The organism is Guopingia tenuis (genome assembly GCF_014384805.1).
Taxonomy (GTDB): domain Bacteria; phylum Bacillota; class Clostridia; order Christensenellales; family Christensenellaceae; genus Guopingia; species Guopingia tenuis.
Genome location: NZ_JACRSS010000003.1, coordinates 140,182 through 151,849, shown reverse-complemented (window position 1 = coordinate 151,849; position 11,668 = coordinate 140,182). Strand labels below are relative to the sequence as shown.

Here is an 11,668-nt window from a genome sequence, read left to right as displayed (position 1 = left end):
TTTTTCCGGGCAACACATAAAATGAACCGGCAGGGCGTTTGCCCCGCCGGCAAATGGATAAATGACAGAGAGTGCAGCGGCAGCCGGTTTTGCGGCTGCCGTTTGCTTTTCGGTTTACATAAAAAACTGGAGAACCGCAGGAGTGAGAAAAGCCTCTACTGCGGCTGCCACCAAAAGCAGGGGCAGGCAGATCATCAGATAGGTGCGAAGCGCACCCGTCATCGCCGCCCTGCATTCCCCGGGCAAGGCCCGGTGAAGGGTATAGCGGGTAAACGAGCGGCAAATGGCAAAGCCGCAGGCCAGAGCCAGGGCGATGGCCGGGATCTCCAAAATGCCGTGGGGCAGGATGCCCGCAAAAAAGGTCACGGCGGATATCCCCATCCGTTCATAGATGGCGCCTATCAACCCCATGGAACAGGCGTTTAGCAAAAGCGGCGCCGCCGGAGCAAAGAGAAACGGGAAAAAGCCCATAGCGATATAGACGGCGCTGACCAGCAGGTTGTTCCAAAGGATGCGGAGGAAATCCATGACGGGGCTGATGCCGAATAAATCATTCTGCATGTTGGCCGACAGCTGGGCGAACAGAGTGGCCGTCCATTCCGGATTTGCCCTGCAGATAAAATAGAACCCTATACTGGCGGCGATAAAAGCAGCAAAACAGATCACGAAGATGCGCCAGAGCCGGCGTCCGAAATATTGCCAGGCTGCCAGCCAATGACGTTGAAACGCGTTCATAGGCAGATCCTCCTTTTTTCTTTCATTATAGTACGGCGGGATCTAAAAGACCAGCGTTTCTTTCGACAATCTGCAAAAGAATCCCCCGGTCTTTTCCGGAACGCATCCCTGGAGGCTGCATCTTTTTCGGCAAGGGCGGGTACTCAGGTGAAAATCTGCAAAAGACCGAGCCCCATCATGGCGATGGCGGAAAGCAGGGAGAGCAGCCTGCCGTTGAGCTTTTTTCCGGTGGTGAGGCCCAAAACATTGCCGATGCCCACGGAAAGAAAGCTGAATCCCCCCACAAACAGGCCCACGAGCAGGGGAGAAAGGCCGCTCATGCCGACGCCGAAGGCTGCGGCCAGGCAGTTGAGGGCCAGGGCAACGCCCAGCATGAGGCTCTCGCCGGGGGAGAGCTTGGCGGGAGCGCCGGCCTGCATAATCTTTTCTTCTGCCGGGGCGCCTTTGGCGGGCAGAAGGGAGAGAACACCCAAAAGAATGAGAAGCGATCCTCCAAAAATGGCGGGGAGACGGCCCAGTCCGGCCAGGAGCGAGGAAAGGGAGCAGCAGACAAGGGCTGCCGCTCCCGAGCAGAGGGCAATAAGCAGGTTGTTCATCCAGGAAATATGACGGCGCCGCAGCCCCAGTGCCGCGCCGATCAGCAGGTTATCGAGGTTTGTGGCTACCCCGATGAGCAAAACCGAGAGAATATCCAAATTGCAACGCCTCCTTCTCCCTCATCATATGAGAGGAAGAGAAAACGGGTTCCCCGCAAAACGTTTACTTTGCAGGGGGAGTCTGCTAGAATATAGAAAAACGAAAGAAAATGCCCGGTTTTGGCTTTTTGGGCCTGGGATGGGGGTGCGAAAGTGCTCCCGCGTGACGAAAATCGGCGGGGCGGTTCCTGCCCCCTGTATTTCTGGCGCAGTATGCGCCGGAATCCGGAAAAACGGCAATGGAAGGTAGAAAGATGAAATCTCTTCGTGAATTATATAAAATCGGGAACGGGCCATCCAGTTCTCATACTATGGGGCCGCAAAAGGCGGCGGAACAGTTTTTGCAGGCATATCCCGGGGCGGATGCCTATGAGGCAGTCCTTTTCGGCTCTCTGGCCCGGACGGGCCGGGGACACCGGACGGACTGGATCCTGAAAAAGACGCTGGAACGGGAGGGAGTGCCCGCAGAAATTCGCTTTGATATGGAGACGCGGGAAGAGGAGCTTCCCCACCCCAATACCTTTACTCTGACTGCGAAAAAGGAGGGAAAGGTTCTGGGGGAATGGCGGGTCATGAGCGTCGGCGGCGGAGCGATCCAAATCGAGGGCCAGAGCGATCCGCCCAGCGCCGAGGTCTATGCTCTCTCCACTTTTGCCGGGATCAGCGCCTATTGCCGGGCCCATAAGCTGCGGCTCTATGAATATGTGGAACAGGAAGAGGGCCCGGAGATCTGGGGATTTCTGGAACGGGTCTGGCAGGCCATGAAGCAGGCTATATTGGACGGCCTGGAGGCCGAAGGAGAATTGGAAGGCGGGCTGCATATCGAGCGCAAAGCCAAATTCCTCTATAACCAGCGGCATATGGATGAGAGCGCGCAGACCCGGGAGAACCGGCTGGTGAGCGCCTATGCTTTCGCGGTGAGTGAGCAGAATGCCGGCGGCGGTCAAGTCGTGACGGCGCCGACATGCGGCGCCAGCGGCGTTTTGCCGGCGGTGCTCATGTATATGCAGCAGACCCGGGAGGTTTCCGACCGGCGTATCCTGCGGGCCTTGGCGACGGCGGGGCTCATGGGCAACCTAATTAAGACAAACGCCTCCATCAGCGGGGCAGAATGCGGTTGCCAGGCCGAGATCGGGAGCGCCTGCGCCATGGCGGCCGCCGGCCTGGCGGAGATGTTTGATATGGAGCTGGAACAGATCGAATATGCGGCGGAGGTGGCGCTGGAGCATCATTTGGGGCTGACCTGCGATCCCATTGCCGGATTGGTGCAGATTCCCTGCATTGAGCGGAATGCCGTGGCGGCTATGCGGGCCATCAACGCGCTGAGTCTGGCGAATTTTCTCACATATACCCGGAAAATATCCTTCGACCTGGTGGTGCGGACGATGTATGAAACCGGAAAGGATCTTCACGATCGTTACCGGGAAACCAGCGAAGGCGGGTTGGCAAAACTGTATCAATAGATTATAATTGGATGTATATAAAAATGGGAAAATAGGTTCTTTTTTGAAAAGAGAATAAATCCGGATCTGTGCAATAAAAAAATCCCCCACAGAGGGGGATTTCGGCGGCAATATATTTCCCGGGGAGAACTATATCTTCCCATAGGCTATTTATAGCCCATCCCGGCTGCGAAAATCTTATTCCGCAAGATCGGCGGGATCGATAGGGCCATGGTTCTTCTCGAAATTTTCGATCAGACTGCGCATCATAAACTCGATTTGTTTGTTTTTGGATCGGCCATAATATTCCGCAACATATCCGAATTTTTTCATAATGACAGGATCAATGCGGATTAAAAGGGCATATTTCTCGCTCATAATCCCTCGCCCCCTATACAAAATATTTATTTATATTTTATCGGGAACATTGCTCTAATATACTTATAAGATATTTAAAAGATAATAAAATGATATCTATTATATAGAAAGAGGTGAATGCTATGCGTGCTGCTATTCTTGGAAAAGGGAATTGCACGGTTCTCTTGGAGAAAGTCCTGCCCCTGGGAATCGATCAGCTGCTGATTTGTGCCGAGGACGGCGTTTTACGGCAGGCAACGGAATTTGCCGACCGCAGCAAGATTCCCCGGCTCATCTGGAAAAAGCCTGGGGCATATGAACGGGTGCCTATAGAGGAAATGGTTGCCTTTGTGGAATCGGCGGAGTATATCCTCTTTCTTTACAGCGAAGAGGATGAACAAATCCACAGGGCCAAAGAGCGGGCCCGGGAGATTGGCAGACGCTTTCGGGTAGTTATTCTGGATGCGCAGGGGGATATAAAAGAATTACCGATATAGCATTTGCTGTCCGCGCAGGATATGTTGAAAAAACGGCCTTTCGTCGTTTTTTGTTTTTTTATGAGGACTTCTGCTGTCGGGCTTGCCGGGAGATCAAATGCGTGAGAACATATGCGGTACATCTTTGTCGTTTTTTTATGCCGTGGGAACGGGAAAGGAAATTCGGAAGGCAATCCAACACCGCGTCATTTGCTCCCGCCCCGGGAGATTTGTCGCAAAATGAAACAATAATCCCCCGGATCCGGCAAAGCAGGTTGCCTTTTTTTGGACAGGCCGTTATAATAAAATTAAGCCAAAAAGGGAGTAGCTTGCATTCCAGGGGGAATGTGGCATAGGACGTCAGCACGGTTGGAAAGCGATGGAAAACCCGTCTATGCGTTTAAAAAGCGAGACTTTTGTTCAAGGTTCTATATAACAAAAGTATAAAGGAGGATTTTATGGAGGCGCTTTTTTCAAATGTGCTGAACATTACCTGGCAGCAGGCCGTCATGTGGGTCATTGGCGGTGTGCTGATCTATCTCGCCATCAAAAAGGATATGGAGCCTGCGCTGCTCCTGCCCATCGGCTTTGGTGCGATTCTTGTCAACCTGCCCCTTTCCGGCGCGGTGACCCAGGTGATTGACAATGTAACGGAAGTGGGAATTTTGGATGTGCTCTTTGACGCGGGCATTGCCAATGAGCTGTTCCCATTGCTGCTGTTTATCGGAATCGGGGCGATGATCGATTTCGGCCCGCTGCTCTCCAATCCGAAGATGCTGCTCTTCGGTGCGGCGGCTCAATTTGGAATCTTTTTTACACTTTCCATGGCGACGCTTCTGGGATTTGGGCTGACGGACGCTGCCAGCATTGCCATCATCGGCGCGGCGGATGGCCCCACGTCTATTTTCGTGGCTAACTATTTCAACACACCCTATATCGGCGCGATCATCGTGGCGGCCTATTCCTATATGGCGCTGGTGCCCATTGTGCAGCCCATTGCAATCCGTGCGGTGACGACGAAGAAGGAACGCCGTATCAAGATGACATATAACCAGAAGGATATCTCCAAAACCACCCGTATCCTTTTCCCCATTGTGGTGACGGTGATCGCGGGCATTGTGGCGCCGCGCTCTGTGGCCCTTGTGGGATTCCTCATGTTCGGCAATCTGATCCGGGAATGCGGCGTGCTCAATTCCCTTTCGGAGACAGCCCAGAAAGTACTGGCAAACCTGATCACCCTGTTCTTGGGGCTTACCGTAGCGGCCAAAATGCGGGCGGATATGTTCCTGACACCCTCCACTCTTATGATCCTGGGGCTGGGGCTGGTGGCCTTTATCTTTGATACTGTCGGCGGCGTTTTGTTTGCCAAGCTCCTAAACCTGTTTTCCAAGAACAAGATCAACCCCATGATCGGTGCGGCGGGCATTTCGGCTTTCCCCATGTCGGCGCGGGTTATCAATAAGATGGGCCTGAAGGAAGATCCCCATAATTTCCTGTTGATGCATGCGGCGGGGGCGAATGTGGCCGGGCAGATCGCGTCGGTCATCGCGGGCGGCATGATCCTCTCGCTGGTGGCGTAAAGGAGGTATATGATGAGTTTATTTATGAAGAGCCTGCAGATCATGTTATATGGAATGCTGGGGATTTTCGCGGTGATCGTTGTAATCTATCTGGCGATTCTCCTGATGAACAAAGTCTTTTCCAAACCCCGGAGCGAAAAGAAAGAATAGCTCCAAATAGAATAGAAACGGTACGGCGCCGCGGGTATCTGCGGCGCTTTTTATTTTGAGCCTTCAACCGAATCGTTCCCAAATAAGTTTATTAGGATGAATGGAATACAAAAGCTATATAAGGACATTTTTTGTGAGGGTAAATGATTTTTCTACATTGTTGCGGAAACAGTTGGGAAAAAGGGAAGGGAGGACATAATAGACTCCTTTGTTTTTTTCAAAGAAAAGAGTCTGGACAAAATAAATGGCCTCTCTGGATTTTTGGATATGCAGAAAATAAAGACTTGAGGGTAGCCAATCGTGAAAACTTTTTGCTTGTATCTTTTCAAAGAAAAGGTTTTTGTGGAACAAAAGGTCTCTTTGGATTTTTGAATGTGCAGAGAATAAAGGTTTTGAAGTGACCAGTCGTGAAAACTTCTTTGCTTGTTTCTTTTCAAAGAATAGGTCTTTACGGAACAAAAGGCTGCTCTGGATCTTTGAATATGCAGAGGGATAAAGGTTTTGGGGTAACCAGTCATGAAAGTTTCTTTGCTTCTTTCTTTTCAAAGAAAGAAGGGTGGGTGTACTTTTTCCGCAAATTATAGTATAATCGAACTGTATTTCCAAAAAAACAGAAGGATATGAGGGAGGAAAAATGGAAAGAAAGAGCGATATTGCCATTGCCCAGGAGACGCCCCTGCTTCCCATTGGCGAAATAGCCCGGGAAGCGGGAATTCCTGAGGAATATATAGAGCCCTATGGGCGGTATAAAGCGAAAATTGACGATAAAATCCTGAAAGAGCGCACGGATAAACCGGAGGGAAAGTTGATTTTAGTGACGGCGATTTCCCCCACGCCGGCGGGCGAGGGAAAGACGACGGTGACAGTGGGCCTGGGGGACGGCCTGCGCCGCCGGGGGAAAAAGGCCATGGTGGCCATCCGGGAGCCTTCCCTGGGCCCGGTGTTTGGAATCAAAGGCGGCGCTGCCGGCGGCGGCTATGCCCAGGTTGTGCCCATGGAGGAGATCAACCTGCACTTTACCGGGGATATCCATGCCATTGGGGCGGCCAACAACCTGCTGGCGGCGCTTCTGGATAACCATATCCACCAGGGAAATGCCCTTGGAATCGACCCCAAACGGATCACATGGAAACGGTGCCTGGATATGAACGACAGATTCCTGCGCCAAATTGTGGGCGGCATGGGGCCAAAGGCCAACGGGTGTGTCCGAGAAGATGGCTTTGATATCACTGTGGCGTCGGAAATTATGGCGATTCTCTGCCTTTCCCGGGATCTGAAGGACCTGAAGCGGCGGCTGAAGCGCATTGTGGTGGGATATACCTATGCCGACCAGCCTGTGACAGCCGGGGATCTGCGGGCGGAGGGGGCCATGACGGCTCTCCTGAAGGACGCCATAAAGCCCAACCTGGTGCAGACGCTGGAGCATACGCCGGCCCTGGTGCATGGCGGCCCCTTTGCCAATATCGCCCATGGCTGCAATTCGATCATGGCGACCCGCATGGCACGGCGGCTGGCGGACTATGTGGTGACAGAGGCAGGCTTTGGTTCAGATCTGGGCGCGGAGAAGTTTTTGGATATCAAATGCCGCAAGGCAAAATTCCGGCCGGACGCCGTTGTGCTGGTGGCAACCATCCGGGCGCTGAAGATGCACGGCGGACTGGCTAAAAACGAGCTTTCCGAGGAAAATCTGGCGGCGCTGGAGGCGGGAACGGCAAACCTGCTGCAGCATCTGGAAAACCTGCGGGGCGTCTATGGCCTGCCCGTTGTGGTGGCGGTCAATCGGTTTCAGACGGATACGCCCGCGGAGATTGCCCTGGTGCAGGAGGTTTGCGCCCAGGCCGGTGCGCAGGCGGTTCTGACGGAGGTTTGGGCCAAGGGCGGCGCCGGTGCGCTGGAGCTGGCAGATGCCGTTGTTGCCCTGGCGGAAGGGGAGAGCGAATTTTCCTATTGCTATCCGGATGCCATGCCGCTCAAGGAGAAGATCGAGGCGGTGGCTCGGAAAATTTACCATGCCGACGGCGTCGACTTTGCCCCGGCGGCGGAAAGCCAGCTGGCGCGCCTGGAGGAGCTGGGCTTCTCCCGCTTCCCGGTCTGCATTGCCAAAACCCAATACAGCTTTTCAGATAATCCGGCGTTGCTGGGCGCTCCCCGGGGTTTCCGCATCGCTATACGGGAGGTCAAAGTTTCGGCAGGTGCCGGATTCGTGGTGGCGCTGGCGGGAAATATAATGACGATGCCCGGCCTGCCCAGAGTTCCGGCTGCCGAGGGGATCGATGTGGACGAGGGCGGAAGGATATCCGGGCTGTTTTAGGAAAAACCAGCCGTGCGATGGCCTATATTGATTTTTTTTTTGGCAGATCAGGTATAATGAATGCACGGACGAAGCGGAAACAAGCTTCCGCGTCCGGGGTATTCCTTTGATAACTGCCCGTGCTGCACAATGCGCGGCAGAGACATCATAATACAATGGGTGCGCACCTACCAGCAGTCAGGCGAAATGTCTGGCTGCTTTTTTGCTTGAGGAGGAGAGGTATGATTCATTTGCTATGGCCCATTCTTTTGGTTGTGGGCGCCAATACGGTCTATAATATCGCGGCAAAATCGACGCCGCCGGGGATCAATTCCTTTGCTTCACTGGCCGTATCCTATTTTGTGGCGATGGTGAGCGCAATAGCCCTGTTTTTTGCGACATCCGGCCAGAAAAACCTGCTGGCCGAGTTTTCCAAAATGAATTGGACGTCGGTCGCCCTGGGCATTGTGATCGTCGCTCTGGAATTTGGGTATATCAGCGCCTATCGTGCCGGATGGAAGGTGAGCATAGCGTCACTGGTGGCCAATATCAGCCTGGCCGTGATCCTGCTGGCTGTGGGGCTGTTGCTCTATAAGGAAAGCCTTTCCCTGCGGCAAATCCTTGGCATGTGTCTTTGCGGGGCCGGGCTGGTGCTGATTGCCCGATAGGGGAGCCGGGAAAATAGAGAGCTGTTTTTCGGAGAAAAAATCCAAAACAAGAGGCGGAAGAAAATTTCTTCCGCCTCCCGTTTAAAAATGGAGATATCAGGTAGGGTGTTATACGCATTTTCATAGCCGCCGGCGAAGGTTCTCCAAAATTTCCCCTGCGGTCTTTCTGCACCGAATCGCAGAAGCATTTTTTATAAAAGATCGGTGATAATCCTGTGCATGGCCTCCCGGGTGACCTCCCGCTTGCAGAGCTTGGTGATGGGCACCGCCATGCCGGCGTCCACAATGGCGTCCACGTCCTCGGGCTTTACGCCGCGATCCGACAGATGCCGGGGCAGCCCCACGGCGTCATACAGCCGGTCGATCTCATCGATAAGAGCTTCGCTGCCACTGAACCCACAATACCGCCCCATGCGGTCCAATGCCGCTTTGACGGCTGGGTCCTCGGATTCATAGCGCAGGAAGGGGATCAGCGTGAAGGCGCAGGCCAGGCCGTGGTCAATGCCGTAATCCGACGTCAGCTTATAGCTGATGGCGTGGCAGACGGTGGTGCGGGTCTGGTTAAAGGAAATACCGGCGATATAGGAGGCGATAACCATTTCCTCCTGGGCGTCTCCGTCGCCGTTGCAGGCCGGATAGATATTTTTGACGATTTTATCCACTGCCTCCATGGAAAGCGCCTCGCAGAGAGGAGAGGTGCGGATATTCCAATAGGCTTCGATGGCATGGCAGAGAGCGTCGAACCCGGAGGCCGCCGCCACCCGCTTGGGCATGGTTTCGGTCAGGCAGGGATCGATGATGGCGATATCGCCATAGAGGATGGGATCCACCAGCGAAAGCTTTTTATTGATCTTGGGATCGGTCAACACGGAAACATTGGTCACCTCGCTGCCGGTTCCCGCTGTTGTGGGAACCAGGATCAGTTCCTGGCGATGCCGGCCCAGCGCCTTTCCGGCCATGTAGTCGGCGGTTTTTCCCTCTTCGCAGGAGAGGACGGCAACGGCCTTGGCCGTGTCCAGAACCGAACCGCCGCCAATGCCGATGACACAGTCCGCGCCGCAGCTCTTGCAGAGCGTAACGGCTTCGTCCACCATCTCGCATTCGGGATTGGGCATGACACCTGCAAATTCGCCGGCAATGCGGCCCTTCAGCAGCTCCTTGATCTCACCGTAAAAAGCCATGGAAGAGATAATCTTATCGCTGATAAGCAGAATTTTTTTGCTGCCTGTAAACTCGCCGATGGAGCGGAACTTGCCCCGCCCGGCCATGGATTTCACAGGACTTTGAAATGAAAAATCATACATTGCAATCACGTTCTTTCATAGGTAAGGATTTACTGCCGGATATCGGCACCGCAGAGCGTTCGCTATGCGGCGGCCTTTCCCATTCTTTCTTATTATACCGCCCAAGCGTGCTGATATCCAGCAAAAAACCCGGCTGCGGACGAAAGATCCGAACCATATGCCGGGTTAATTTGCCGTTGATATAAGGTGCGCCCGAAGATCCGCTGGGAAACATCGGGACGCTTATGTGGGAAACGACGAAGGGAATGCCCGTCGTTTCCTGGAAACAGAGATCCGAATCGGCTTAAAGCGCGCCGTCCCATGTGCCGACATGCTCTTTTTTCATATCCTCTTCGTTAAACCAACGGGTCGTAACGCATTTGGACTCTGTATAGAAGCGCATGCCGTCCTTCCCGAGGCAGTGCAGGTCGCCGAAGAAGGAGTTTTTGTGGCCGGCAAACGGGAAGATGCCCGAGGGAACGGGAATGCCCACGTTGATTCCGACCATGCCGCCGTGCGTTCTCTTGGCAAACTCACGCGCATAATAACCATTCTGCGTGAAGATCACCGAGCCGTTGGCGAACGGGTTGGCATTCATGATGCTGATGCCCTCTTCAAAGTCTTTGACGCGTTTTACACAGAGCACCGGCCCGAAAATTTCTCTCTGGCCAACGGTCATCTCAGGAGTTACATGGTCCAAAATGGTATGGCCTACATAGAAGCCGTTCTCATATCCGGGAACCACGACGTTTCTGCCGTCGAGAACCACCTTGGCGCCCTCGTCGATGCCCTTCTGGATCCAGTCGCAGACGAATTTTTTGTGGGCCGCGGTGACAACAGGGCCGAGATTTGTCTCTTTATCATAGGCGGGGCCGATCTTCTTCTTGGAAACCTGCTTGACAATTTCATCCACCAATGCGTCGGCGATGGATTCCTGCACGACGATGACCGGAAGGGCCATGCAGCGCTCGCCTGCGCAGCCAAAGGAAGAATTGATGATGCCGGCGGCTGTCCGGGTGATGGGAGCATCCTCCAGGACAAGCGCATGGTTTTTCGCTTCGCACAGGCACTGCACCCGCTTGCCATGCTTGGCCGCTTCGCCATAAATATGCAGGCCGACCTCGGTAGAACCGACCAGCGTAACCCCCTTTACGTCGGGATGGGACAGGAACATTTCGGATTCCTTCCGGGAACAGGTCACGATATTGACAACACCTGCCGGCAAGCCGGCTTTTTCCAGAAGCGCAACCATTTTGAGCGAGGTCATGGGGCACATGCTCGCCGCTTTCAGCACCAGCGTGTTACCGGTGGCGATGCACATGGGCATCATCCAGCCCATGGGGATCATGGCGGGGAAATTGAAGGGAGCGATGCCCGCAAAAACGCCCAGAGGCTCTCTATACAGCGTGGTATCAAAGCCGGGGGTGACATTCATGGTGGATTCGCCCATCATGATGGTGGGCGCGCCGCAGGCAACCTCAACGGGTTCCTTCACCTTTAAAATATCGCCCTTTGCCTCGTCCCAGTTTTTTCCGTTTTCCCGGGCCAGCGTATAGGTAAGGTCGTCCATATTTTCCATGAGAAGATCTCTGAATTTATAGAGAACCTCCACCCTTCTCTGCACGGGCGTATCCGACCATTTGGGGAAAGCGGCCTTTGCGGCGGCAATGGCCGCCTCCACTTCCTGCGCGGTGCAGCAGGGAGTCTGCGCGATAACTTCGCCTGTGCTCGGATCATAAACAGGCATATACTTATCCGTTTTAGATTCCACAAATTCACCGTTGATATACGGCTTTAAAATTTCCATTGCGAGTCTCCTTTTCTAATTTTAATCAAAAATCTTTCTTTATGATAATATGGAACCGGGGAAAGTGTCAATATAAAATGTTAAATTTATATATTAAATAACATGGCATAAATTAGATAAGAAGAAATAAATTGCAAAATGAAAGAATTGAGATAATAATAACGTGATATTTGTTATAATATTTA

The 11,668-nt window shown here is 53.4% G+C and carries 11 protein-coding genes; 6 read left to right on the top strand and 5 right to left on the bottom strand.

Going from position 1 to position 11,668, the window contains the following annotated elements; translation table 11 throughout:
• Positions 1-114: 114 nt before the first annotated feature.
• Positions 115-735 carry a stage II sporulation protein M gene (locus tag H8693_RS07300; RefSeq protein ID WP_178620899.1) on the bottom strand — a complete coding sequence of 207 codons (621 nt, stop codon included), beginning with the start codon at positions 733-735 and terminating at the stop codon, positions 115-117.
• A gap of 143 nt (positions 736-878) precedes the next feature.
• A complete protein-coding gene (locus H8693_RS07295) occupies positions 879-1,430 on the bottom strand; it encodes an MntP/YtaF family protein (protein ID WP_178620897.1) in 552 nt (183 codons plus the stop codon).
• A gap of 254 nt (positions 1,431-1,684) precedes the next feature.
• Here H8693_RS07295 and H8693_RS07290 point away from each other — a divergent pair, with 254 nt between their 5' ends.
• Positions 1,685-2,893 carry an L-serine ammonia-lyase, iron-sulfur-dependent, subunit alpha gene (locus tag H8693_RS07290; RefSeq protein WP_249280438.1) on the top strand — a complete coding sequence of 403 codons (1,209 nt, stop codon included), beginning with the start codon at positions 1,685-1,687 and terminating at the stop codon, positions 2,891-2,893.
• 177 nt (positions 2,894-3,070) lie between these two features.
• Here the strand turns inward: H8693_RS07290 and H8693_RS07285 are convergent, their stop codons facing one another.
• Positions 3,071-3,250 carry a hypothetical protein gene (locus H8693_RS07285; RefSeq protein WP_249280437.1) on the bottom strand — a complete coding sequence of 60 codons (180 nt, stop codon included), beginning with the start codon at positions 3,248-3,250 and terminating at the stop codon, positions 3,071-3,073.
• 122 nt (positions 3,251-3,372) lie between these two features.
• Between H8693_RS07285 and H8693_RS07280 the strand changes: the two genes are divergently transcribed.
• The 5 genes from H8693_RS07280 (at position 3,373) to H8693_RS07260 (ending at position 8,393) form a co-directional block, all read left to right on the top strand.
• The gene (locus H8693_RS07280; RefSeq protein WP_178621655.1) at positions 3,373-3,726 is read left to right on the top strand and encodes a hypothetical protein; all 354 of its coding nucleotides are present in this window, start codon (positions 3,373-3,375) and stop codon (positions 3,724-3,726) included.
• 437 nt (positions 3,727-4,163) lie between these two features.
• Entirely contained in the window at positions 4,164-5,285 is a 1,122-nt protein-coding gene (locus H8693_RS07275; RefSeq protein ID WP_249280436.1) for a sodium ion-translocating decarboxylase subunit beta, read from the top strand.
• 12 nt (positions 5,286-5,297) lie between these two features.
• Positions 5,298-5,435: an OadG family protein gene (locus H8693_RS07270; RefSeq protein ID WP_249280435.1), complete on the top strand. Its 138-nt coding sequence runs from the start codon at positions 5,298-5,300 to the stop codon at positions 5,433-5,435.
• 634 nt (positions 5,436-6,069) lie between these two features.
• A complete protein-coding gene (locus tag H8693_RS07265) occupies positions 6,070-7,746 on the top strand; it encodes a formate--tetrahydrofolate ligase (protein ID WP_249280434.1) in 1,677 nt (558 codons plus the stop codon).
• Between the two features lie 221 nt (positions 7,747-7,967).
• A complete protein-coding gene (locus H8693_RS07260; protein ID WP_249280433.1) occupies positions 7,968-8,393 on the top strand; it encodes an EamA family transporter in 426 nt (141 codons plus the stop codon).
• A 191-nt stretch (positions 8,394-8,584) separates the two neighbouring features.
• Here H8693_RS07260 and H8693_RS07255 read toward each other — a convergent pair whose 3' ends face one another.
• Together H8693_RS07255 and H8693_RS07250 are read right to left on the bottom strand one after the other, a co-directional pair.
• Positions 8,585-9,697, bottom strand: a complete 1,113-nt coding sequence (locus H8693_RS07255) for an iron-containing alcohol dehydrogenase (RefSeq protein WP_249280432.1) — start codon at positions 9,695-9,697, stop codon at positions 8,585-8,587.
• A gap of 283 nt (positions 9,698-9,980) precedes the next feature.
• A complete protein-coding gene (locus H8693_RS07250) occupies positions 9,981-11,483 on the bottom strand; it encodes a CoA-acylating methylmalonate-semialdehyde dehydrogenase (RefSeq protein ID WP_249280431.1) in 1,503 nt (500 codons plus the stop codon).
• Positions 11,484-11,668 lie beyond the last annotated feature (185 nt).